The sequence below is a fragment of the Methylobacter sp. BBA5.1 genome (assembly GCF_000746145.1).
Taxonomy (GTDB): domain Bacteria; phylum Pseudomonadota; class Gammaproteobacteria; order Methylococcales; family Methylomonadaceae; genus Methylobacter; species Methylobacter marinus.
This window is the reverse complement of the sequence record NZ_JQKS01000014.1, coordinates 60,018-83,994: the sequence shown is the minus strand read 5'-3', so window position 1 is coordinate 83,994 and position 23,977 is coordinate 60,018. Positions and strand designations below refer to the sequence as shown.

At 50.0% G+C, this 23,977-nt stretch carries 19 protein-coding genes; 15 read left to right on the top strand and 4 right to left on the bottom strand.

Features of this window, described 5'->3' with window-relative positions; all coding sequences use genetic code 11:
• Positions 1–254 precede the first annotated feature (254 nt).
• The 4 genes from coxB to EK22_RS09895 all read left to right on the top strand — a co-directional run bounded on the left by coxB (position 255) and on the right by EK22_RS09895 (position 4,991).
• Positions 255–1,688: a cytochrome c oxidase subunit II gene (coxB, locus tag EK22_RS09910; RefSeq protein ID WP_020160354.1), complete on the top strand. Its 1,434-nt coding sequence runs from the start codon at positions 255–257 to the stop codon at positions 1,686–1,688.
• A 55-nt stretch (positions 1,689–1,743) separates the two neighbouring features.
• Positions 1,744–3,357, top strand: a complete 1,614-nt coding sequence (gene ctaD / locus EK22_RS09905; protein ID WP_020160355.1) for a cytochrome c oxidase subunit I — start codon at positions 1,744–1,746, stop codon at positions 3,355–3,357.
• 215 nt (positions 3,358–3,572) lie between these two features.
• Positions 3,573–4,115, top strand: coding sequence for a cytochrome c oxidase assembly protein (locus tag EK22_RS09900; protein ID WP_020160357.1), 543 nt, complete (start codon positions 3,573–3,575; stop codon positions 4,113–4,115).
• A 12-nt stretch (positions 4,116–4,127) separates the two neighbouring features.
• Positions 4,128–4,991: a cytochrome c oxidase subunit 3 gene (locus tag EK22_RS09895; RefSeq protein WP_020160358.1), complete on the top strand. Its 864-nt coding sequence runs from the start codon at positions 4,128–4,130 to the stop codon at positions 4,989–4,991.
• A gap of 71 nt (positions 4,992–5,062) precedes the next feature.
• Here EK22_RS09895 and EK22_RS09890 read toward each other — a convergent pair whose 3' ends face one another.
• The gene (locus EK22_RS09890) at positions 5,063–5,314 is read right to left on the bottom strand and encodes a twin transmembrane helix small protein (RefSeq protein WP_020160359.1); all 252 of its coding nucleotides are present in this window, start codon (positions 5,312–5,314) and stop codon (positions 5,063–5,065) included.
• Between the two features lie 80 nt (positions 5,315–5,394).
• On the opposite strand from EK22_RS09890, the gene EK22_RS09885 reads away from it, so the two are divergent.
• From EK22_RS09885 to rpoH, 6 genes are all read left to right on the top strand, one after another.
• Complete coding sequence (locus tag EK22_RS09885; RefSeq protein ID WP_020160360.1) at positions 5,395–6,132, top strand: SURF1 family protein; 738 nt, start codon at positions 5,395–5,397, stop codon at positions 6,130–6,132.
• On the top strand, positions 6,125–6,721 hold the full coding sequence (locus EK22_RS09880) for an SCO family protein (protein ID WP_020160361.1): 597 nt from the start codon (positions 6,125–6,127) through the stop codon (positions 6,719–6,721). Before EK22_RS09885 ends, EK22_RS09880 begins: the two co-directional genes overlap by 8 nt.
• Before the next feature lie 20 nt (positions 6,722–6,741).
• Complete coding sequence (gene ftsY / locus EK22_RS09875) at positions 6,742–8,742, top strand: signal recognition particle-docking protein FtsY (protein WP_036250510.1); 2,001 nt, start codon at positions 6,742–6,744, stop codon at positions 8,740–8,742.
• A 7-nt stretch (positions 8,743–8,749) separates the two neighbouring features.
• A complete protein-coding gene (gene ftsE / locus EK22_RS09870) occupies positions 8,750–9,406 on the top strand; it encodes a cell division ATP-binding protein FtsE (RefSeq protein WP_020160363.1) in 657 nt (218 codons plus the stop codon).
• Positions 9,407–9,493: 87 nt separating this feature from the next.
• Positions 9,494–10,513, top strand: a complete 1,020-nt coding sequence (gene ftsX, locus EK22_RS09865) for a permease-like cell division protein FtsX (RefSeq protein ID WP_036250508.1) — start codon at positions 9,494–9,496, stop codon at positions 10,511–10,513.
• An 82-nt stretch (positions 10,514–10,595) separates the two neighbouring features.
• Positions 10,596–11,453 carry an RNA polymerase sigma factor RpoH gene (rpoH, locus tag EK22_RS09860; RefSeq protein ID WP_020160365.1) on the top strand — a complete coding sequence of 286 codons (858 nt, stop codon included), beginning with the start codon at positions 10,596–10,598 and terminating at the stop codon, positions 11,451–11,453.
• Between the two features lie 277 nt (positions 11,454–11,730).
• Here the strand turns inward: rpoH and EK22_RS09855 are convergent, their stop codons facing one another.
• The 3 genes from EK22_RS09855 to EK22_RS09845 form a co-directional block, all read right to left on the bottom strand.
• Positions 11,731–11,967: a TIGR02647 family protein gene (locus EK22_RS09855; RefSeq protein WP_036250505.1), complete on the bottom strand. Its 237-nt coding sequence runs from the start codon at positions 11,965–11,967 to the stop codon at positions 11,731–11,733.
• A 100-nt stretch (positions 11,968–12,067) separates the two neighbouring features.
• Positions 12,068–12,673, bottom strand: coding sequence for a DUF3313 domain-containing protein (locus EK22_RS09850; protein WP_036250502.1), 606 nt, complete (start codon positions 12,671–12,673; stop codon positions 12,068–12,070).
• A 169-nt stretch (positions 12,674–12,842) separates the two neighbouring features.
• Positions 12,843–13,220, bottom strand: a complete 378-nt coding sequence (locus EK22_RS09845; protein WP_036250500.1) for a hypothetical protein — start codon at positions 13,218–13,220, stop codon at positions 12,843–12,845.
• A gap of 436 nt (positions 13,221–13,656) precedes the next feature.
• On the opposite strand from EK22_RS09845, the gene rapA reads away from it, so the two are divergent.
• The 5 genes from rapA to EK22_RS09820 all read left to right on the top strand — a co-directional run bounded on the left by rapA (position 13,657) and on the right by EK22_RS09820 (position 23,705).
• On the top strand, positions 13,657–16,428 hold the full coding sequence (rapA, locus tag EK22_RS09840) for an RNA polymerase-associated protein RapA (protein WP_036250498.1): 2,772 nt from the start codon (positions 13,657–13,659) through the stop codon (positions 16,426–16,428).
• A gap of 162 nt (positions 16,429–16,590) precedes the next feature.
• Entirely contained in the window at positions 16,591–17,418 is an 828-nt protein-coding gene (locus tag EK22_RS09835) for a CvfB family protein (RefSeq protein WP_020160370.1), read from the top strand.
• 467 nt (positions 17,419–17,885) lie between these two features.
• On the top strand, positions 17,886–20,792 hold the full coding sequence (locus EK22_RS09830) for a PAS domain S-box protein (protein ID WP_036250495.1): 2,907 nt from the start codon (positions 17,886–17,888) through the stop codon (positions 20,790–20,792).
• Positions 20,789–21,226: a response regulator gene (locus EK22_RS09825; protein WP_020160372.1), complete on the top strand. Its 438-nt coding sequence runs from the start codon at positions 20,789–20,791 to the stop codon at positions 21,224–21,226. Before EK22_RS09830 ends, EK22_RS09825 begins: the two co-directional genes overlap by 4 nt.
• A 25-nt stretch (positions 21,227–21,251) precedes the next feature.
• Complete coding sequence (locus tag EK22_RS09820; protein WP_235209276.1) at positions 21,252–23,705, top strand: EAL domain-containing protein; 2,454 nt, start codon at positions 21,252–21,254, stop codon at positions 23,703–23,705.
• The last annotated feature ends 272 nt before the right edge of the window (positions 23,706–23,977 follow it).

Below are 23,977 nucleotides of genomic sequence, written 5' to 3'. Positions count from 1 at the left end.
AATTCTACAGACTTCTAGCTTAGAAAAGCTTCATAGGTTAAAATTACGCAGTTTATTTGTGAGAATTCTTATGGAAAAGGCATAGAGCGAAATTTGGCGTGTCTTGGAAATTACGAAACGATATAAAGCATACAAGAGTTTACAACTACTAACGAGGGGGCTGCTCCGTGAACAAAACAAAGCAACTGCTCGCAGGTCTGATCTTAATGGCTTTTGGCCTAGGGACAGCGCAAGCGGCATATACGCTCAATTTAATGAAAGGGGTTACAGAGATCAGTAATGATATTTATGACCTGCATATGCTGATTTTATGGATATGCGTATTCATAGGTATCGTCGTATTTGGTACCATGTTTTATTCGATTTACCATCATCGTAAATCAAAAGGACATAAAGCGGAGCAGTTTCATGAAAATACAACTGTCGAGATTATCTGGACAATTATTCCGACGCTGATTCTCGTCGGCATGGCTATTCCGGCAACAAAAGCCATGCTGGAATTGGATGATGTGCAAGAATCAGAAATGTCCATCAAAGTCACCGGGTGGCAATGGAAATGGGAATATGAATATCTGGACAACGGTATTCATTTTTTCAGTAATCTTGATGAAGCCAGCAATAAAGCACGGCAAATCGATTCCGGCATAGATCCTCGTACCGTTCCACATTATCTGTTGAACGTAGACAAACCTTTAGTTATTCCCGTTAAAAAGAAAATTCGTTTCGTATTTACAGCGGCTGACGTCATTCATTCGTGGTGGGTGCCTGACCTGGGGTGGAAAAAAGACACAATTCCCGGCTTTATTAATGAAGCCTGGACTTCTGTAGATGAGCCCGGAACCTATCGCGGTCAATGTACAGAGCTCTGCGGTAAGGATCATGCCTTTATGCCTATCGTGGTCGTTGCAATGGAACAGGCGGACTATGATGCCTGGGTGAAAAAGACTCAGGAAGAAGCCGCGAAAGGCCCGGATCTGAACGATCAAAGTCATGATGAGTTGGTGTCAAAAGGCGCCGGCGTCTATGCGAAAAACTGCGCATCCTGCCATATGGCTGGCGGCGAAGGTGTGCCGGGAACATTCCCTGCTATTACCGGCAGCTCTATTGTGACAGGCGATGTTAAAGCTCAGGCTGAGCTGGTATTGAACGGTAAAGGCATGATGCCTGCTTTCGGAAAAATGTTGGATGCCTCTGAACTGGCTCAGGTCATTACTTATACCAGAAATGCATTAGGCAATTCGGTCGGTGATGAAATACAGCCAAAAGCTATACAAGAGTTGCTGCCTGAGGGAGCAGCTCCCGCCGCTTCCACTGAAAAAGCGGAGCCGCAAGAGCAAGTGGATGCGAGTGCGGAAATGTCACTTGATGATTTAGTGGCTCGAGGGGAGTCTGTTTACGCCCAAAACTGTGCATCTTGCCATATGGCGGATGGTTCCGGAATGCCCGGTACTTTTCCGGCCTTAACGGCGAGTCCCGTGGTAACGGGAGATATTGATGCCCAGGTTGATTTAATGTTGAACGGAAAAGGCATGATGCCGGCTTTCGGAAATACGTTAAATGCGGTTGATTTTGCCGCGGTCGTAGCATATACCCGTAACAAACTGGGTAATTCGGTAGGGGATTTTATACAGCCTTCAGCGATTCAGTCTCTGCAATCGGCTATGCCTGCTGAGGATGATGATGAGTAAGTCATTGACTTTATTATCTGTAAAATCTTTTCATATATTCATAGAGGTATAAAATATGTCTGCTGTAGTAGCTGAACATGAGCATGATGAGCATCATGATCACGGCCCTCAGAAGGGGCTTTTAAGATGGGTTATCACGACTAACCACAAAGATATCGGCACCTTATATCTGGTGTTCTCGCTGGCGATGTTTTTTATCGGTGGCGCGATGGCAATGATCATTCGTGCCGAGCTGTTCGAACCGGGTATGCAGTTTGTTGATCCCCAGTTTTTTAATTCAATGACTACCATGCATGCGCTGGTTATGGTATTTGGTGCGGTTATGCCTGCATTTGTGGGTCTGGCCAACTGGATGATCCCCATGATGATCGGTGCGCCGGATATGGCCTTGCCTCGCATGAATAACATGAGTTTCTGGATGCTGGTGGCAGGTGTTCTGTTGCTGGCCAGCACTTTGTTCATGGAAGGCGGCGCGCCTGCATCCGGTTGGACTTTGTATCCGCCGTTAGTGCTGCAGACTGGCGCGGCCTTGCCTTTTGCGATTTTCTCGGTGCATTTGCTGGGTATTTCATCCATCATGGGGGCGATCAACATTATCGCGACTATTTTCAATATGCGCGCTCCAGCCATGACACTGATGAAAATGCCGCTGTTCGTCTGGACCTGGCTGATTACCGCTTTCCTGCTGATTGCCATCATGCCGGTTTTCGCTGGCGCGGTAACCATGCTGTTGACAGACCGCTTCTTTGACACCAGCTTCTTTGACGCGGCTGGCGGCGGTGACCCGGTTCTTTATCAACATATTTTCTGGTTCTTCGGTCACCCTGAAGTTTATGTCATGATTCTGCCTACTTTCGGCGTGGCTTCCACCATCATTCCGGTATTTGCCCGTAAACCTTTGTTCGGTTATAGCTCAATGGTTTATGCAACCGCATCGATTGCCTTTCTGTCATTTATCGTATGGGCTCACCATATGTTTACAGTCGGCATGCCGGTGGCGGGCGAGTTGTACTTCATGTATGCAACCATGCTGATTGCTATCCCTACTGGCGTTAAGGTCTTCAACTGGACTGCCACCATGTGGAAAGGATCGATGACTTTTGAAACGCCCATGCTGTTCTCGATCGCTTTCGTCGTATTGTTTACCATAGGCGGCTTTACCGGTTTGATGATGTCTATAGCGCCTTCTGATTTCCAGTATCACGATACTTATTTTATCGTGGCGCACTTTCATTACACGCTGGTGCCTGCTTCTGTCTTTATTTTGATGGCGGCCGGTTACTATTGGCTGCCTAAATGGACTGGCAACATGTATAACGAAAGAATCGGCAAGTTGCATTTCTGGTTGTCCGCGGTATCTGTCAACATCCTGTTCTTCCCGCAGCATTTCCTGGGATTGGCCGGCATGCCACGCAGAATTCCTGATTATGCGGTTCAATTTGCTGACTGGAACATGATTTCAAGTATTGGCGGCTTCATCTTCGGCATAAGCCAGTTGCTGTTCTTGTACATCGTTATCGATACCATTAAGGGCGGAACCGGCGAAAAGGCAACGGATGAAGTGTGGGAAGATGCACATAAACATGGTCTGGAGTGGACCTTGCCATCACCCCCTCCGTATCATACGTTTACAACACCTCCAGCCACCGTGCCGACTGAACATATCTGATGCATTGGACGCCGCTGCTGCTTTCACATAAAGCAGCAGCGCCAGATCATGTTTATGAAGGTATAAATAATTTATTTAAGATACGTTGTCTGAACAACGGGCAACGTATCAGGTGAAATTATGGATACAAAAAAGAAAAATATTTTGACAGCCGTGGTTTTAATTATCGTTGCGGTCATTATTTATGTTTTTGCGGTATTAAGAGCAGTTTCTCAATGAAAGAAAACGTTACACAAAAAAACACTAGGTTGGTTCGCATATTAGTGTTTGTTGTATTGGGTATGTTTGGGTTTGGCTATGCGCTGGTTCCTCTTTATGATGTGCTGTGTGATATCACGGGCCTCAATGGCAAAGTCGAAGCAGCAGTCAAGGAAGAGAGCTATGAGGTCGATAAGAGCCGGGAAATTACTGTAGAGTTCATGACTGCGCTGAATGAATCGACACCGATGGTATTTCGTTCAGAAACAAAAAAAATAAAAGTTCATCCAGGCGAATACCATACGGTGAATTTTTATGCCGAAAATAAGACCGACAAAGCGATGGTGGCTCGGGCAATTCCAAGTATTTCGCCTGGGCCGGCTGCAGAATATTTAAAAAAAATAGAGTGTTTTTGTTTTTCAGAACAAACATTTAAAGCTCGAGAAGGCAAAACCATGCCCGTGCGTTTTGTCGTGAATCCTGAGTTACCTGAAAAATACAAGACAATTACACTCGCATATACGTTTTTCGATAATACTGAAACATCAGTGAAAAAATAATAGGGGATGGTTATGTCTACAAATAATGCTTACTACGTACCGCATAAGGCTACCTGGCCGGTTGTGGGCACTGCCGGCCTGGTGATTATGCTGGCCGGTTTTGCAAATCATCTAAATGGTTCACCCATGGGGTCAGCCTGGATGATTCTTGGGTTGGTCGTTTTTATTATCATGCTGACCGGTTGGTTTACCTTGCAGGCCGGTGAAAGTGAATCTGGTATGTACAATACTCAGGTAGGCATTTCCTATCGCATGGGTATGATGTGGTTTATCTTTTCAGAGATTATGTTTTTCGGTGTGTTCTTCGGCACACTTTGGTATACCCGTAATTTATCAGTGCCATGGCTGGGCGGTGAAGGAATCGGCCAGGCGACTAAGGAACTTCTGTGGCCATCATTTGACGCTGTCTGGCCTACTAACGGTCCTGCTAATGTCGGTGGCGAGTTCGAACCGATGGGCGCATGGGGCTTGCCTTTCCTGAACACCCTGATTCTGTTAACCAGCGGTGTAACCTGTACCTGGGCTCATCACGGTTTATTAGCCAAAAAACGTGATCAGTTGATCAAAGGTTTGGTCGCGACAGTCGCATTGGGCTTTTTGTTCGTGGCCTGTCAGGCCTATGAATATCATGAAGCTTATTCCGAAATGGGCTTGACTTTAGGCTCTGGCATTTATGGTTCTACTTTCTTTATGCTGACCGGTTTTCACGGTTTCCATGTCTGCGTAGGCGCCATTATTCTAAGTGTTGTGCTGTTTAGGAGTTGGAGAGGTCATTTCAAACCGGAAAATCATTTCGCTTTTGAAGCGGCCGCCTGGTATTGGCATTTTGTTGACGTAGTCTGGTTAGGCTTGTTTGTCTTCGTTTACTTGATGTAATCAGAAAATAAGTCTGAAAAAAGCGCTGCCTAAACCGGTAGCGCTTTTTTTTTGTCGGAAAGACGGCGATATTATTTTTCGGTTTGTGCCGGTTTCTGGCCGTGTATTTGAACGCCCAACCCATGGGGTTTGAAGAGACCAGTTGCAACAGCTATAAAAATAAAAATAAATAAAATAACGGAAAGAGTAATGCGAAAAGTCAGTGCCCGGACTGTTTTTTCGGATTGTTCCTGATCTTTATATTTCACCAGATAAAAAAGGGCGGAGCCAAGACTGATGATAATCAGGATAAAGGCAATAATAATGAAGGTTTTTATAATCATATTGTAGTCATACGGGCAAGTAAGGTTTTTTGTATTCTCGGTTATTCAGGCGTCCGTGCCAAGAGGTTAAAGCAAAAAGTATGAATATTAAAATTGGTAGCAGGTCATTGACGTTCGAAATAGTGCCTACTGTCGCTTACCTATGCCTGTTATCGTTATTGTTGACATTAGGTGCGTGGCAATTGAGGAGATCGGATGAGAAACAGGCGTTTATCAAGCTGGAAGAACAAAGATTGGCTTCAGAAACTTTGGACTTGTCGGCAAATGTCACAGACGATGTGGACGAACTGAGATACAGGCATGTGACGGTGGCCGGCAGTTACGATCACGCTCATCAGTTCTTGATAGATAATCAAATCAGCGATGGCAAAGCCGGTTATTATGTGTTGACACCATTTATATTGCAGGGAGAATCCAAAGCGGTATTGGTAAACCGGGGATGGGTGCCTTTAAATGAGGATCGATCAATCTTGCCCGAAATAGCAGTCGAAAAACGGCAAACAATTATCGAAGGGCGGATTAATAGTTTCCCCAGTGTCGGTATAAAACTGGCCGGCGCCGAGATTCCGACTGACAGTTGGCCCTCGGTGGTTCAATGGGTCGATAGCGAGATTCTGGCAAAAAAGTTAGGTTATTCATTATTCCCGTTTCAGGTTGAACTGGATAAAGATCAACCCGACGGCTTTAAACGGGAATGGCGCACGACAACGGTTATGCCGCCTGAGCAACATATAGGTTACGCGGTTCAGTGGTTCGGGTTGGCTTTGACGCTGACGATTATATTTATTTGGTACAGTATTAAAAAAGACAATGAATAATCAGCAGAAAAAAAATCGGTTATTGATTCTGGCAATTTTTGGCATGTCTATCATTCCTTTCCTGATCGCCTGGGTGCTCAAGGAAAACCCCGGATTTTTAAAGGGCAGGACCAATTACGGGCAGTTGATAACCCCTGTTGTGACCACCGAGCGCAGCGAGTTAATTGGGTTTGACGCATTTTCAGCGCAAAATATGGATCAACTGCCGGGGCGTTGGCTGATTGTCAATGTGATTCCGCATGATGATTGCAATGACGTCTGCCTTGAGGCCATGTACAAGACCAAACAATTACAGTTAATGATGAGCAAGGATTTGGTCCGCACGCGCCGTGTCGCCATGATTTTTAAGGATGTGGCGCCCGAAGTCGCGGCACAATGGTGGAAGGAGGATACACGCCTGTTAAGAGTCAAGCCCGATCCAGCCATCATTGAAAAAATAACAGCCATCAGACAAGGCGAGGTACCCGATGGCATGCTTTTATTAATGGATCCGCTAGGCAATTTAATGATGCAGTACGAGCCTGGATTCGATCCTTATAAAGTAAAAAGTGATCTGACGCATCTTCTGAAAATTTCACAAATCGGCTAATTAGAAATAGAAAAATAACAATGTTTAGAAAAATAACTCTCTTTAGCGCCGTTTTAGCGTTAATAGTGATTCTGTTGGAAGCGTATGTTCGTTTATCCGGGGCAGGGCTTGGCTGTCCTGACTGGCCAGGTTGCTATGGTCAATTCTTGGTGAGCGATGATGCGGATTTTAAATCACGGGCCGCACAGGCCTTTCCCGATAAGCCGCTCGATACCGTAAAAGCATGGAAGCAAATGGGTTACCGCTATCTGGCCGGGTCTTTGGGCGTGTTTATTATTTTGCTGGCTTTGACGTCCTGGCGTCAGAAACAAGCGCGCCTGGCCGCCATGACAACTTCATGGGTTCTGGTATTGCTGTTCGGGGTGCAGGCGGCTTTAGCTCTGGGGATTGTCAAAACGCAAGCCATGCCGATTGCAGTAACCGGTCATCTGTTATCGGGAATGCTGATTTTCTGGCTGCTTTCCTGGCTGTATTTACGGTTAAATCCTCGAGTTTCTACATCAAAATCGCGTACGGGTCCGGGAAATTTTGCCCGCTTCGCCATGCTGGTTTTGTTCCTGCAAATTGTTTTAGGCGCATGGACCAGTACGAATTACGGTGCGATGGCCTGTACCGGTTTTCCGCAGTGCAATGGCTCCTGGTGGCCTGAGGCCGATTACCAGGGAGCGTTGAATCTGTTTAAAGGCTTAATCACAGGTTATAGCGGCGTTATCTCTTATGACGCGCAAGTCGCGGCGCACTGGTTGCACAGGGTTGGTGCGCTGATCAGCTTTATCCTGCTGAGTCTGGTGATGCTGAGCGCTACTTCGGCAAGCTATCCGAAGCCGGTAAGAAAAGCCGGTTTGCTGCTGAGTCTGTTGCTGTTTGTGCAGATCGCCCTGGGCATTGTCATCGTCAAGTTGACCATGCCTTTATGGGGAGTAGTGGCACATAATGCTTTTTCGTCGCTACTGATGCTGCCGCTGATCGCTATCAGTTTTTACAGCCGCTATGCTTATGCGGAAGCGCCTCAACCCGCTGTTGAGCTTGAGGCGCCGCCTCAGCCGGCCGTGGTCGCTCCACCGGCGGTCGCTGAGGAAGTCTATGTCGAGCCTGAGCCCGAGTCGCTTTATTTGCGCCTGAAATCACAGCTAAAGCGTACGCGCTCCGGGCTTAACGGGGTTCTGGCCACAATTCCTCTGGGCCACAAAGAAATCAATGAGGATTTGCTGGAAGAAATTGAAGCCCGCTTGTTAATGGCGGACATCGGCATGGATGCAACGACGGAAATCATCAGGCGCTTGACTGAGCGTGTCGAGCGCCATCAGTTGAATGACAGTGCCGCGTTGTCCTCGGTACTCAAGCAGGAGCTGCTTTCGATGCTCAAACCGTGCAGCCTGCCATTGCAAATTCCGAAACAGGATAATCCTTTCGTCATTCTGGTGGTCGGCGTTAATGGAGCGGGGAAAACCACGACCATCGGTAAATTGGCCAAGCGCCTGCAAGCCCAGGGTTATAGCGTCATGCTGGCGGCCGGCGATACCTTTAGAGCGGCGGCTGTCGAGCAGCTGCAAACTTGGGGCGAGCGCAATAATATCCATGTCGTAGCCCAGCATACCGGCGCTGATTCGGCATCGGTTATTTATGATGGCGTCCAGTCCGCGCAGGCGAAAGGTATTGATGTGTTGATTGCCGATACCGCCGGCCGATTGCACACGAAATCAAATTTGATGGATGAATTGAAAAAAGTAAAAAGGATTATGGGCAAACTGGATCCTGAGGCGCCCCATGAAGTATTGTTGGTACTGGATGCTGGCACTGGACAAAACGCATTATCCCAGGCCAAGCTGTTTAATGAGACCGTCGCCTTGACAGGGCTGGTTTTGACCAAACTGGATGGCACGGCAAAAGGCGGCGTCATTTTTGCCTTGGCCAAACAATTCGGCATTCCCATCCGGTATATAGGCATAGGCGAAGGCATTGATGATCTGCAGGACTTCAATGCGGAAACCTTTGTCGACGCATTATTCGTCAACGACTGAAAATGTTATGTTAAAGTTCGATAGAGTCAGCAAACGTTATCCTGAAACCGGGGATGTATTGCGTAATATCAGTTTCCATTTGCAGCACGGGGAAATGGCTTTTCTTACCGGTCATTCAGGCGCCGGGAAAAGCACCTTGCTGAAATTGATTGCGGTCATCGAGCGCAGCAGTCGTGGACAAATTTTGTTGGATGGCCACAATCTCAATCATGCCAAGGACAGACAGATTCCCTACCTAAGAAGAAAAATAGGGCTGATTTTTCAGGATTATAAGCTGCTGCAGGACCGGACGGTTTTCGATAATGTGGCGCTGCCGCTGTTGATTGCCGGTTATGGTCGTCACGAAGTTTCTCGAAGAGTGCGCGCGTCACTGGATAAAGTGGGTTTATTAGGCAAGGAAAGAAAATATCCGTTGGCTTTGTCCGGCGGCGAACAGCAGCGAGTCGGGATTGCCCGGGCGGTAGTCAACAAGCCGCCGATGATTTTAGCCGATGAGCCAACCGGTAACCTGGATCCGGAACTGTCAGCGGAAATCATGCATTTATTCGAACAGTTTCAACAGGTAGGCGTCACTGTATTGATTGCCTCGCATGATATTTCGTTGATTTCCCAAATGAACTATCGCGTTTTAAAGTTGGATCATGGGCAACTGGTGGCGAGTTAAATGATGAAAGGCAGAAAAAACACAGCTAGCTTTCCAAATATCTTGGCGATGATTTTCAGAAGTCTATATGGCGAGCGAGAAAAACGAATGCCTGCAAGACATCAACGTCATCACCCAAAGAACAAAAAAACAGCGCAAACCAGACCGGATGGTCCGCAAACCCGGGTTTCGGGGGGGGATTTCAGCGATAAATTACATGCCTATTTTGATCTGCATGCACACGCCCTTTTTTCCAGCCTCGGACGCCTGGTTGATTCCCCGTATACATCCATTATGACTATAACCGTGCTGGCTATTGCTATTTCGCTGGCCAGCGGTTTTTATATTGTGGTAGCGAATCTTCAGCAGCTGGCCGGTAATTTGGAGGCAAGCAATCAAATATCACTGTTCCTGCGCGATGATATCTCCGATGCAAACGCCAGAAAATTTGCAGCGAGCATCAAGCGGAATCCATCTGTCCAGGAAGTCAAATTAATTACCAAGAGCGAGGCAATGGAAGAATTTCAGACATACAGCGGCTTTGGCGAGGCAGTTAAATCGCTGGGTAAAAATCCGCTGCCTAATGTTGTACAGGTTCTGCCTGAAAATGCCCTGGAAGACAGGCAGGAACTCGAAAACCTGCTTAATACGTTTAAACAGGCTTTTGAAGTCGATTTTGCCCAAATGGATATGGACTGGGTCAGGCGCCTGCAGTCATTCATGGAATTGGCACGGCGTGCCGGTATTTTGTTAAGCCTGCTGTTGGGAGTCGCTGTGCTGTTCGTTACCGGCAATACCATACGCCTGGAATTGCATAATCGTCGCGAAGAAGTGGTTATTGCCAAGCTGGTTGGCGCCACCAACAGCTTTATTCAACGACCGTTCCTGTACAGTGGGTTTTGGATCGGTTTTTTTTCCGGTGTGGCGGCATGGTTTATCGTTGCTGTAATGATGCTGATATTGAAGCGGCCTATAGAAGAGCTCTCCGGTTTATACGAAGGCGATTTTCATTTATTGTTTTTAAGCTATTCGGAAACATTGGTACTGTTGTTTATTTCCTCTCTGCTCGGCGTATTAGGATCGTGGGCTGTGCTCAGCTACCAGCTTCAACAACTGAAACCCGAGTAGAACAAGTGAACTTAGAAAATTATTAGCACTCTTAGGAATGGAGTGCTAGAATTCGAACAAAGATTTTTACTAAGGGGATATCATGAGTAATGCATTAGCTTTACCCGCGGATTTATCAATCGGTACATTTGATGCCTATTTGAATGTTGTCAGGCAGATGCCTAGATTGACTGCCGAACAAGAACGCGAGTTAGCCTTGAGATTCAGAGATCATGGCGATCTGGAAGCGGCTCGGGAATTGGTGATGTCCAACTTGCGTTTCGTCGTTCATGTTGCCAGAGGCTACAGCGGTTATGGCCTGCCCATGCCGGATATTATTCAGGAAGGTAATATCGGGTTAATGAAGGCGGTGAAGCGCTTTGATCCTGATGTCGGCGTACGATTGGTTTCATTTGCCGTGCATTGGATCAAAGCCGAGATTCACGAGTACGTCATCAAAAACTGGCGTATTGTAAAAGTCGCGACAACAAAGGCGCAGCGCAAGCTGTTCTTTAATTTGCGCAAATCCAAAGCGAATCTGGGCTGGTTGTCCAATGACGAAGCCACGGCTATTGCCAAGGACCTCGATGTCGATGTCAATACCGTTTATGAAATGGAAAAACGCCTGGATAGCCGGGACATGGCGTTCGATATGCCCACCGATGACTCGGCGGACGAAAGTTATGCCGCCCCTGTCAATTATCTTCAGCAGCACGGTACTGATCCGGCTGTATTGCTTGAAAATGAAGATTGGGGAGGGCACGAGCAGAGTTTATTATCCGAGGCTTTGTCGGAACTGGATGAACGCAGTCTCGATATTCTTTCCAGTCGCTGGTTGGCAGATAAAAAAGCGACCTTGCATGAACTTGCCGAGCGCTATAGCGTGTCAGCGGAGAGAATCAGGCAATTGGAACAAAATGCCATGAAGAAATTACGCGCGGCGGTTGTGCTTGAAGCCTGATCAATAGATAGATAGCTTGAACAAAAAGGCCTGACGGTTAAAACCGCAGGCCTTTTTTATTTGGTTCGCCGTTGGATCGGCGAAATAGCGAGCCTGAGGCGTTGTTTAGGATGCGGCAATTAATAGCATCCTTGAACCTTGATGAACAAATGCCTTTGTAGGAGCGACTTAAGTCGCCTGGGCGAATACTCTAAAAGGTACAAGTGAATTTACCCTACATAACCGTTAATTGCATCCGCAAACCGGGAAATTATTTACGGCCAAATCCTTGGGTTTTTTAAGCTGGTTTGAGTATATCAAGAATAGCCTGGGCCTGTTCTGCAACTTCACGGCCCAGACTGGTCAGATAGCCGCCGTCTTTCTGCGAAATAAGCCCCTTATCATATAAACGCTGGGTAGCGTTGATAATTTCCGGTGTCGCTGTCTTATGAACCTTAATGCCCTCTTGAGTGGTCGTCAGGTTGTAACGGACCAGTATGTTAAGCTCCTCTACAATATCTTGGGTATAGGGCATGGCAAATCCTCATGATTATTAAATGAAACGATAGCATAATGCTTTTCGGGAAGAGGCGTTGAATTTTTACAGTTACCATTGCGCGACGGTGCGGCAGGCATTACTCCGGTTTTTGACACGGATAATGACCTTGTTTTTCACAAAGCTGATAGCTTAATTGGGTAGCCCAATATTGATAGGATTGCTCGATATCCTCCCAACTATGGAATGTGTTAGGCAGTATTTTATTGCTGCCTGCCCGGCAGTCGGCCGAAGCCATAAGCAGTTCGCCGGTGCGTGAGTCGGTTATTTTACCTTCGACACTGGCTTTTCCGATAGCGGATTCCGCGTCGGTAATGGCGAATTGAACGCGCAATGTATCAGAGCCGGGTTTGGTGACTAATTTATGATCCTTTTTCAAGGCTTCGCGGATTCTATACTCGAACAGTTCCTTTAGCCGGTAATTCTCGGCATGGGGCAATTCATTAAGTTCGGAATCGGGGACTTTACGGATAATGACAGGGGCGACAATAATTTTTTTATAGGTTGTCCAGTCCGTCCCGCTGTTCCAGTAACTTAGCAGGGCATCATTTTGCGAGCCTTTCTTAAGCAAGGAATAGTCGTCAAGGAAATCGGATGTCACTACCGATTCTGCCTGATGGATTTTTGCACACCCCGCATTCAATACGATAAAAATGCTGAGCGCGATACGATTAAAGAAGAACATAAAATACAGTTACCTGGGCTGAGTTTTGGGATTCAGTTTATAAGTGTAATGTATTTTCATTGGTTGAATAGGGCAGCTGGGAACGTTTTGGAGCTGGTGTTTTGATGATAAAAAAACCTGCCTGAATTTCGCCGGGCAGGTTTTCTTTTTGTTGAAAGGGAATATTTTGTTAGCGGCCGCTCATGCCATTGCCGATATAAGCACCTGCGGCTGCGCCCAGGCCGGAAGCGACAGGATCTCCCTTGCCCATTTCATAGCCTAAGGCACTGCCTAAGGCACCGCCCACCAGACCTTGTGTGGAGCGTTGATCGACCGGGCGCGAATACTGGGGCGGTGGCGGCGCGGGATGATATCGCACTTCAGGTTGAGGATAATGCCTTACCTCCTCATGATAATAGTGTTTCTCTATCACCACCGGGCGATGCTTATGTTTGTGTTTATAGTGTCCCAGTGCACGGCCCTTGCCATGGCCTCCGGACGCGTATGTGGGCGAGGAATATACTGCGACAAGCGCAGCCAATTGAATGATAAAAAGCAACTTTTTCATAGGAATCCTTCTCAATTAAGTAATTTAGTTCCGAGCAGGTTTTTAATCAAAACGATTGATAACCATGAGTTTGGATAAATGGTAAGCGGTCAAACCTTAATGACTGCTTAACAGATTCTGCTAAAACGCAAACTCATGCTTAAGTAGATGAAAATTAAGCACTGATATTAAAGAGCTATATCTTATTGTCGTATTTTTCAAGGACCGCTTCCGCTTCATCAAACCGGAGATAAACTCAGGAAGTATAGTTGCTCTTGTTTATTATTCAATCAGTCCACCCCGGCAATCCATAACGACTGACAGAAGCAATTATCAAGTCTGTTCAAATAAAACTAATAGGGGCAGAAAAGCAAATAATTAATTGCCGTAACAATTTATGTAACGCTTATAATGACAGCGTTTTTTGACTAAATTTTTTTTAATGGCATAGCAATAAATGGAAAATTTCATTCCCGGCCAGCGCTGGATAAGTAATACCGAGTCAGAACTCGGTTTAGGTCTTATTCTTGAGGTAACAGGCAATCGTGTCACCGTGCTTTTTCTGGCCAGTGACGAGCGGCGTATATATGCTCGTGACAACGCGCCATTAACGCGTGTCCGTTTTTCGCCAGGCGACCAGATTGAATCGATCGACGAGATCAAGCTGAAGGTAATCAGGACGGTTGAGCAAGAGGGCTTGATTACTTATATCGCCCAAAATGAGGCTGGCGGGGAAGTCCATTTGGATGAAGTCGAATTGAATCACCACATTCAATTTAACAAACCTCAGGACCGGTTATTCACCGGGCAAATCGACCCCAGCGCCTGGTTCCAGTTGCGGTTCGAGACCTGGCGCCGTCTACGGCAACATCAGCAATCACCCGTTAAAGGCTTGCTCGGCGGGCGGACTTCATTGATTCCTCATCAGCTATTTATTGCCCAGGAGGCGGCTAACCGCTCCGCGCCCAGAATCATGCTGGCTGACGAAGTGGGCTTAGGCAAAACCATCGAGGCCGGCCTGATCCTGCACCACCGACTGATCAACGGGCTGAGTACCCGTGTCCTGATCATCGTGCCTGAAAGTCTGCTGCATCAATGGCTGGTGGAAATGCTCAGGCGATTCAATCTGCGGTTCAGTATCTTCGATGAGGAACGCTGTCTCGAAACGCACGGCGACAACCCGTTCTCGACCGAGCAGCTGGTGCTGTGTAGCCAGAACTTCTTCGCCGCCTATCCGCGCCGGCAGCAGCAGGCGTTACAGGTATCGTGGAATATGGTCATTGTCGATGAAGCCCATCATCTTGAATGGCGCGAGCAAGCGCCAAGCCCCGACTACCTGTTTGTCGAGAGACTGGCTCAGTCAACGCCCGGCTTGATTCTGTTGACCGCTACGCCGGAGCAGTTAGGCAAGGAGAGCCATTTCGCCCGGTTAAGACTATTGGACCCCGATCGCTTCTACAGTTTTGCCGCGTTCCTGGAAGAAGAGCGGCTTTTTGAACCGGTAGCCGATGCGGCCAAGGTATTACTGGCCGGAAAACCGCTTGATGAAGTTGCGACAGAATCGTTAAGGACACTGCTTAAAAACGACAACGTGGAAGCCTTGCTGCAAAATCTGAACGATGCCGCCAAAGCCCCGGCCGCGCGCGATGAGTTGATCAGGATCTTGCTGGATCATCACGGCACCGGCCGCATCCTGTTCAGAAATTCTCGGCAAACGGTGCAGGGTTTCCCTGAACGGGAGCGTTACGGTTATGCGTTAACCGGACAGACCAATACCGAGGATCTGCAACAAGATCCGCGCTATATCTGGCTGGTCGATAAGATCAAGCAACTGGCCGGCCAGAAGGCCCTGCTGATCTGCAAGCACGCGCAAACGGCGATCGACCTTGAGCAGGCACTGAAAAATCGTGCCGGCATCGCGGCGGCGGTTTTCCACGAAGGCATGTCGATTATCGAGCGCGACCGCGCCGCTGCCTATTTTGCCGACCAGGAAAGCGCGGCACGTTTGCTGATCTGCTCCGAAATCGGCAGCGAAGGTCGCAACTTTCAGTTTGTCCATCACCTGATTCTGTTCGATTTGCCAACCAATCCCGACTTGCTGCAACAACGTATCGGGCGGCTTGACCGTATCGGTCAGAAGCATGTGATCCAGATTCATGTGCCTTATCTGGAGAATACCGAGCAGCACCGGTTGTATCGCTGGTATGACGAAGGGCTGAACGCCTTCCGCAGCAATTGTTCGGCCGCCCAGCCGGTCGCCGACCGACTGTACGACGATCTGGCCGCTTTTCTGCAAACCGAAGATCAGGCCGGGATAGACGCTTTTATCGATAAGACGAAGACCCTGACGGCGGAAATCGAAATCGAACTGCATAACGGCCGCGACCAATTGCTGGAATTGAATTCCTGCCGCAAAGAACAGGCCAATGCCATTATCGACCAGCTCAAGTCCTACGAGAACGAAGGCGTGCTCTGGCCCTACATGGAAGATGTGTTTGAGTGTTACGGCGTCGATACCGAGTTTCATTCGCCGGACTGCTTCATCCTCAGGCCCAGCGAACATTTGCGGCTCGCCCATTTTCCGGGACTGCTTGAAGACGGCGTCACCGTAACCGTTGACCGGGCCTGTGCGCTGGCGCGTGAAGACATGCTGTTCATGACCTGGGAGCACCCGATGGTCACGGGGGCCATGGATATGGTGCTGTCCAGCGAAACCGGCAACGCCGCGGTCAGCGTGGTCAAACACAGCGATCTTAAAGCCGGGCAGTTTCTGCTGGAATGTCTGTTCATTGTCGAGTGCAGCGCCCCTGCCGAATTGCAGATCGGCCGTTTTCTGCCGCCTACGCCTATCAGGGTCCTGATTGACCAAAATATCAAAGACCTGAGCGAAACCGTAGAGCACCGCAGTCTGGTCGAAACAGGAACGACCTTCGACAAGCAGAAAATAGTGGCGTTTATGAACGGCCAGCGCCAGCACCTTGTCAAGATGCTGGACAAAGCCGAGCAAAAAGCCAATGCCGACATGCAGGTGCTGATCGCCGATGCGACCAAGGCCATGCTGGACTCATTGACCAGCGAGATAAAACGCCTGGCCAGACTGAAGAAGGTCAATCCGACTATCAAAGAGGAAGAGATCGAACTGCTGAAGGACAGGGCGATGCTGTTGCATGAAAACATTCAGGTGGCGCAATTGCGGCTCGATGCCGTGCGATTCGTCATCACCAGCTAAGGAATGTGCATGAAATAACTTGAGCATGTGGGGGCGACTTCAGTCGCCCTGCTGATGGCAATCGCCCTGGGCGACTGAAGTCGCCCCCACATATTAAAGCTGATTTATGCGAATGTTTCGTATGAATCAGCTATTCTCCAAAGACTAAGCGAGTATTTATTCATGATTCATATCGGCAAAATCAACAAGCTGAAAGTCGCCAAACAGCTGGGCTATGAGATTTATCTCGATAGCGGAACCACCCGGAAAATCCTGCTGGCCGATAAAAAACTGCCGGCCAATTGCCAGGCGGGCGATACGTTGGACGTGTTCGTCTATGTCGATTCGGAAGGTCATCTGGCCGCGACGACGCAAAAGCCTCTGGCTCAGGTGGATGATGTGGCCTGGCTGAAAGTGGTGTCGGTCAGCTATGTCGGCGTTTTTCTGGACTGGGGACTGCCCAAGAATCTGCTGGTGCCGTTCAGTGAACAGCATCATGAAATGGAGGTCGGCAAGTCTTATCTGGTCAAATTGTTTCTGGATGACAAAGGCCGCATTGCCGCATCGACCAAACTGGACGAATGGCTGGAAGAAGAATCGGACGATTTTAAGGCGGGCCAGAAAGTGTCGCTGATCATCGCCGATAAAACCGATCTGGGCTATAAGGCTGTCGTCAACAACAGCCATTGGGGACTGCTGTATAACAACGAAATATTCCAGCCGCTCAGAAAGGGGCAGAAGCTGGACGGTTACATCAAGCAGATCAGGGACGATAAGAAGATCGATCTGATGCTGCATGAGCCCGGTTACGGCAAAGTCGAATCACTCACCGATAAAATTCTCGCCAGTCTGAAGCAGAATGACGGCTATTTGATGCTGAGCGACAAAAGTCCGCCCGAAGCTATTTATGCGGCGTTCGGCGTCAGCAAGAAAGTGTTCAAGCAGGCCATTGGCGCCTTGTACAAGAAGCAACTTATCCTTATAGAAAAAGACGGAATCAGGCTGGTTTGATCCGTCTTTCAGCGCGCGGTGTTCCCCTGGCAGTCGAAATACGATTACCAGGGGCGAGGCAAGTTCAAATGTTTCGAATTTTCAACACCAATATTGGTCAGATTTTCATAACAATAGCTGATGTTACGCAGTTTGTTGGATTTAGATCAGATTCCAGATGTCAATAACGGCATACTTTATTTCAATCGGGCTCTGGGACTGGGGCGGCTATCGATAAATGCAGACACTGTATAAATGCGGACACTGTGAATCCCCGCCAGCCAACTGAATATGGTGAGACTCAAGGGGCGGCACGCTTGTGCAATATAAATAATCATGAGGATAAATTTAACGTAACTTTCTGAAAATAACGCACTGATTCAGCACGATATTAAAAACGACAAACAAAAATGGTGGTAGCCATTATGAATGGAAGGTTTTTTAATGCAAACAAGGATCATCGGGGTTGGTTGATAGCACGCCAGTGTATGTTGATATGGGCGCTACTGACACTGGTGCTGGCCGCCGTTTTCTGGGCCATTCATACAACCCATCAAAATTCGACGCTGGCTTTCATGCGCGATGAAGGCCAACAGAGTTTAAACAGTGCAAGCCAGGCCATTGCCGAAGAATTGGGCATGCTGCACGGCGACATACTGTACTTGAGAGACCAGCCGGTGCTGAATGACTGGCTCAGGCGGGAAGCGCCCCAAATCCTGGAACGCCTGGGCGCCGATCTGCTCGCCTTTGTCAAATATCGCCAGCTCTATGATCAGATCCGGTTTCTGGATGAACAGGGGCGGGAAAAAATACGCATCAACTGGAACCAGGGACAGCCGATGATCGTGCCGGCGCAGGAATTGCAGGACCGGTCCGAACTCTATTTTGTCGAGCGCACGCTGGCCCTGAACAAGGACGAAATCTACATTTCCTCATTCGATCTCAGTATCGAGCGCGGTCAAATCGATCAGCCGATCAAGCCCGTGATCAGGTTCGGCACGCCGGTGTTCGACCGGCGCGGCCAAAAACGCGGCATCATCTTGTTGAATTATCGGGGACAACGACTGATTGACCGGTTTCGGGCCATTTCCGAACAAAGCATCGGCAGCCTGTGGCTGCTCAATAACCAGGGATATTGGCTGAGCGGTGCCCGCCCTGAAGATGAATGGGGCTTCATGTATCCGGACCGCCAGGACAGAACGTTCGCCAACGAGTACAAAGCCGCCTGGTCATCTATTATCGAGCACCCCGAACGGCAACAATTCATGGCTGACGGCGATTTTTTCAGTTACAGAGCCATTATTCCGAAAAGCATGTTTGGAGAAGACCGCGATGGTGTTATTGCCGGCGATGAACGTTGGTTATTGGTCGCCCGTGTATCGTCCGAGATGCTTGCAGAGAGGTCGGTAGCCCAAGCCCGATGGCTTGCATTCTCCGCCTTGACCTTGCTTCTGGGGGTCGTCAGCTGGTTTATTGCCCATTACCGTGTCAAGCGGCGGCAGGTTGAAGAAGAGAAACGCGCCAGCGAAACCCGCTTCCGAGGACTGGTCGAATCGGCGCCCGATGCCATTGTCATCGTCAATGAAGCAGGACATATCGTACTGGTCAATGCCCAGGCCGAGAAGTGGTTCGGCTATACGCGCGACGAACTGCTCGGGCAGCCGGTCGAACACTTAATGCCCGAGCGTTATCGCGAACAGCACCAGCACTACCGGAAAGACTATACCGCTCATCCTGCTGTCCGCCCGATGGGGAGCGGTCTTGATCTGCATGGCCTGCGTAAGGATGGCAGCGAATTTCCGGTGGAGATCAACCTGAGTCCATTAGAGACCCAGCGGGAAAAACTCATCACCAGCATTATTCGCGATATTACCGAGCGCAAGCGTGCCGAGGAAGAACTCCGCGCCAGCGAAACCCGCTTTCGGGGTTTGCTCGAATCGGCGCCCGATGCCATCGTCATGACCAATCGCGATGGGACGATCGTACTGGTCAATGCCCAGGCCGAGAAGTGGTTCGGCTATACGCGCGATGAACTGCTAGGGCAAAAGGTTGAAATGTTGGTGCCCAAGCGCTTCCGTGAAGATTACCTGCGGTATCGTCAAGCTTATATGGCCAACCCGGTGGTCCGTCCCGTGGGAATCGGCCTCGATCTGTACGGCCTGTGCAAGGACGGCAGCGAATTGCCGGTGGAGATCAACCTGAGCCCGATGGAAATAGAACAGGAACTGTTCGTTATCAGTATTATTCGTGATGTGACGGCGCGCAAACGAGCGGAACAGGCTCAGCGCGAGGCGCAAGCCAAGTATCAAGAGTTGGTTAATAATCTGCCGGTCGGCGTTTATCGCCAGACGCCGGCGGCGAATGGCCGGTTCCTGGAAGTCAATCAGGCCATAGTCGCCATGTTCGAGGCCGAATCGGCCGGACAGTTACAGGCGCATCCGGTCAGTGATTTGTGCCGGGACAAGGACTGCTGGAAAGAGTTTACGGACAAAATCATGCAGCAAGGTTTTGTCGGTAACGAAGAGATAGAACTGGTCACTCTGCAAGGGCGCGAGTTTTATGGGGCCGTTAGCGCCGCCATGAAAAAAGACAGCGCCGGCAATTTTTATTTTGACGGCATCATCGAGGATATCAGCGAACGCAAGGAAATCGAGCAGCGCATCCGGCAATTGAACACGGCCTTGCGCGACCGGGCCATGGTACTGGAATCGGTCAATCACGAACTCGAGGCCTTCAGTTATTCCGTTTCCCATGACCTGCGTGCGCCGTTACGTGCCGTGGATGGTTTCAGTCGTATTTTGCTGGATGAGTATGCCGATCGCCTCGACGACACCGGCCGGGACCGCCTGAGAAGGGTACGTGCCGCCGCCCAGCACATGGCGGCACTGATCGATGACCTGCTCAAGCTGTCACGCATTACCCGCGCTGAGCTGAAACGCGAAAACGTCGATTTGAGCGCGCTTGCCGGCGAGGTGATCGAGGAACTGAGCAAGCAGGAGCCGCACCGCACTGTGCAGTATACGATACAGCCGGATATGACTGCCTGGGGCGATGCCCGGCTGTTGCGCATCGTGCTGGATAACCTGTTGGGCAATGCCTGGAAATTTACCAGCAAGCAAGCCGATGCAAGGATCGAGTTCGGCGTGCGGAGTCAGGATGGCGAGCCGGTTTATTTCGTGCGCGATAATGGCGCCGGCTTCGATATGGCATATGCCGAAAAACTGTTCGGCGCCTTTCAGCGACTGCACGATACCAATGAATTCCCCGGCACGGGTATCGGACTGGCGACCGCGCAACGCATTATTCACAAACACGGCGGACGTATTTGGGCCGAGAGTGAGGTCGAACATGGAGCGGTATTTTATTTTACGCTGGAAGCCCGGGAGGATTTATGAATAAAAAGGTCATTCTTCTAGTAGAAGATAATCCTGATGATGAGGCGCTTACTTTGCATGCCCTCGAGAAGAATAATGTACAACACGACATAGTCGTGGCGCACAATGGCGCTGAAGCGCTGGATTACCTGTTTGGTACGGGGGCTTATGCCGGGCGGGATCCTCATGATTTGCCGCTGGTTGTGCTGCTGGATCTGAAATTGCCCAAGATAGATGGTCTGGAAGTGCTGCGCCGCATTCGGGATGATGAACGTACGCAATTGCTGCCGGTTGTCCTGCTGACTTCCTCGAATGAGGAAGAAGACCGGCTCAAGGGATATATGCTGGGCGCCAACAGTTATGTGCGCAAGCCGGTCGATTTCGACGAATTCGTTCGGGCGGCCGGCCAGCTTGGGTTGTACTGGATACTGCTCAATGAGCCACCACCAGACTGATCGTATGGAAGAGAAAGGTAATGTTATGTTGAAGCGTGTAGATTCCGCACAACCCTTGCGCACACTGATTGTTGAAGATTCCGAAGACGATACGCTGCTGCTGGTGGATCAATTGGAGCTGGAGGGCGGCCGGTCGGTCGATTGGCGACGGGTCGAGACGGAGCCGGCTTTAACCGAGGCCCTGAAACAGCAGTGGGATATCGTATTGTCCGATTATACGATGCCGCATTTTAGCGGCATGCGGGCGCTCGAAGTCGTCAGGCAGCACGACCTCGATCTGCCTTTCATCTTTGTGTCGGGCACGATCGGCGAGAATACGGCCGTACAAGCGATGAAGTCCGGCGCTCAGGACTATGTCATGAAAGATAACCTGACTCGCCTGGTGCCGGCCGTGGAGCGCGAACTTGAAGAAGCGAAGCTGCGGCGCGAACGCCGCCAGGCCGAGGAGATGCTGCGCAAACTGTCCCTGGCCGTGGAGCAGGCGGCCGACAGTGTCATCATTACCGATCCGCGCGGCTGCATCGAATACGTCAATCCGGCGTTCGAACGCCTGACCGGTTATGCGCAAGACGAAGCCGTGGGCGGTAAACCTTCGCTGCTGAAATCCGGCCGGCACGATAAGGCTTTTTATCAGGTGATATGGCAAACAGTGCTCAAGGGCGAGATATTCAGGGGCACCCTGGTCAATCGAAAAAAGAACGGCGAGCTGTTCTATGAGGAGAAAGTCATCACGCCCTTAACGGACGATCAGGGACGTATTACCCACCTGGTTTCCACAGGGCGTGATATCACCGCACGGGTAAAGGCCGAAGAAGCGAGAGCCCAATTGGTCACCATTCTGGAGGCGACTACCGACCTGGTTGCGATTCTCGACCCGGCCGGCTGTCTGCGGTACCTTAATAATGCCGGTTATCGTTTGCTCGGCCTTGACCCGAAGGTGGATATCAGCAAGTTCTGTCTGAAAGAACTGTTTCCCGAACGCATAGCGCACCTGTTACAGAGCGAAGCGCTGCCTATCGCTCACCGTGTCGGCACCTGGTCCGGGGAGACCGCCTTGCGGCGTATGGACGAGATAGAAGTACCGGTCTCTCAAGTACTGCTGGCGCATCATGATGCGTCCGGCAAGGTCGAATACCTGTCCACGATTGCCCGTGATATTTCCGAACGCAAGCGTTTCGAGGCCGAATTGCAGCATCAGGCGACCCATGATCTGCTGACCGGCCTGCCGAACCGGTTTCTGTTGATGGACCGTCTGGCCGCGGAATTGGAACGAGCCCGGTCCAGCGATAAATTCGTGGCCGTGTTATTTCTGGATATAGACAACTTCAAAAGGATCAATGACAGCATGGGACACGCGGTCGGCGATGCCTTGCTCCAGCAAATATCCGATCGGCTGCAGGCCGCGCTGCGTCCTAATGACACCATCGCGCGCCATGGCGGTGACGAGTTTGCGGTGGTGGCTGGCGATCTGCCGCGTTCGGAGAATATATTAGATGTGCTCCGCAAAATTTATGCCGCTTTCGAGCGTCCGATGTCATTAGGCGCCCAGGAAACTTACATCACCTTCTGTACCGGTATCGCTATCTATCCGCATGACGGAATCGATGCCGAAGATTTGTTGCGCAATGCCGGCACGGCCATGTATCAGGCCATTGCGGCGGGCCATAATCAATACCGTTTTTACGCCCCGGATATGAATACCCGCAGCCATGAACTGCTGACCCTGGAAACTGATCTGCGCCTGGCGCTGAAGCGCAACGAGTTTGTGGTTTATTACCAGCCGCAGGTAGAGCTTGGTGCCGGGCATATCGTTGCCATGGAAGGATTGATCCGCTGGCGGCATCCGCAACGCGGCCTGGTAGCGCCGGCCGGTTTTGTCGCCATGCTGGAAGAGTCCGGGTTGATCATGCCGGTCGGGGAGTGGGTCCTGAGCCAGGCCTGCGCCGAGTTTAGAGAAATGGGGCTTCACGGTATGCGTATTTCCGTCAACGTATCGGCTTCCCAGTTCAACGACCCGGAGTTGCTGCACACGGTGTGCCGCATCATGAAGGAAGAATGCATCCCGCCGAATGCGCTGGAATTGGAAATGACCGAGAACATCATCATGCAGGACCCGGCGGCCACCATCGCGATTTTGAAGAAATTACGGGCACTGGGGATTCGGATCGCCATCGACGATTTCGGCACGGGCTATTCATCGCTGTCCTATCTCAAGCGTTTTCCGCTGGATGCGCTTAAGATCGATCAGAGTTTCGTGCGCGACCTGACCCTCGATACCAACGATGCGGCCATTGTCGAGGCCAGCATCACGCTGGGTAAAAAACTCGGCCTCGAAGTCATTGCCGAAGGCGTGGAAACCAAAGAGCAATTCGACTTCCTTCGCGCCCATGATTGCGATCTGGTACAGGGGTACTATGTCAGTCGTCCCTTGCGTAATAACGACCTGGTCGACCTGCTGCGGGAGGGCCGACACTGGTGACGCGCGCAATAGCTTAATCTTCCCTTGAAAAGTCCTCATTTGAAGGGGCCGAGGCGCCGCCTCGGCTTTTTGCCTTAAGTGCCCGTGCCATGTCCGGTCACATAGACCGAACATTCATTCCGCAACTTGAACAGCGCTTCTGACACGGCAATAAAAGGTGTCAGGTCAGTAGCAAACGCTGATCAGATTGAAGCAGAATGAATGTTCAAACCGTCCGTCATCAGCATGCGGCAAGATGAGCGGATGCTCCGCAGGCTGTCGCCAGGCGACTG

Coding starts and splice junctions, on each gene's coding strand:
- coxB (WP_020160354.1), top strand. CDS start 255: ATGAAAGGGGTTACAGAGATCAGTAATGATATTTATGACCTGCATATG.
- ctaD (WP_020160355.1), top strand. CDS start 1,744: ATGTCTGCTGTAGTAGCTGAACATGAGCATGATGAGCATCATGATCAC.
- EK22_RS09900 (WP_020160357.1), top strand. CDS start 3,573: ATGAAAGAAAACGTTACACAAAAAAACACTAGGTTGGTTCGCATATTA.
- EK22_RS09895 (WP_020160358.1), top strand. CDS start 4,128: ATGTCTACAAATAATGCTTACTACGTACCGCATAAGGCTACCTGGCCG.
- EK22_RS09890 (WP_020160359.1), bottom strand. CDS start 5,314: ATGATTATAAAAACCTTCATTATTATTGCCTTTATCCTGATTATCATC.
- EK22_RS09885 (WP_020160360.1), top strand. CDS start 5,395: ATGAATATTAAAATTGGTAGCAGGTCATTGACGTTCGAAATAGTGCCT.
- EK22_RS09880 (WP_020160361.1), top strand. CDS start 6,125: ATGAATAATCAGCAGAAAAAAAATCGGTTATTGATTCTGGCAATTTTT.
- ftsY (WP_036250510.1), top strand. CDS start 6,742: ATGTTTAGAAAAATAACTCTCTTTAGCGCCGTTTTAGCGTTAATAGTG.
- ftsE (WP_020160363.1), top strand. CDS start 8,750: ATGTTAAAGTTCGATAGAGTCAGCAAACGTTATCCTGAAACCGGGGAT.
- ftsX (WP_036250508.1), top strand. CDS start 9,494: ATGCCTGCAAGACATCAACGTCATCACCCAAAGAACAAAAAAACAGCG.
- rpoH (WP_020160365.1), top strand. CDS start 10,596: ATGAGTAATGCATTAGCTTTACCCGCGGATTTATCAATCGGTACATTT.
- EK22_RS09855 (WP_036250505.1), bottom strand. CDS start 11,967: ATGCCCTATACCCAAGATATTGTAGAGGAGCTTAACATACTGGTCCGT.
- EK22_RS09850 (WP_036250502.1), bottom strand. CDS start 12,673: ATGTTCTTCTTTAATCGTATCGCGCTCAGCATTTTTATCGTATTGAAT.
- EK22_RS09845 (WP_036250500.1), bottom strand. CDS start 13,220: ATGAAAAAGTTGCTTTTTATCATTCAATTGGCTGCGCTTGTCGCAGTA.
- rapA (WP_036250498.1), top strand. CDS start 13,657: ATGGAAAATTTCATTCCCGGCCAGCGCTGGATAAGTAATACCGAGTCA.
- EK22_RS09835 (WP_020160370.1), top strand. CDS start 16,591: ATGATTCATATCGGCAAAATCAACAAGCTGAAAGTCGCCAAACAGCTG.
- EK22_RS09830 (WP_036250495.1), top strand. CDS start 17,886: ATGTTGATATGGGCGCTACTGACACTGGTGCTGGCCGCCGTTTTCTGG.
- EK22_RS09825 (WP_020160372.1), top strand. CDS start 20,789: ATGAATAAAAAGGTCATTCTTCTAGTAGAAGATAATCCTGATGATGAG.
- EK22_RS09820 (WP_235209276.1), top strand. CDS start 21,252: ATGTTGAAGCGTGTAGATTCCGCACAACCCTTGCGCACACTGATTGTT.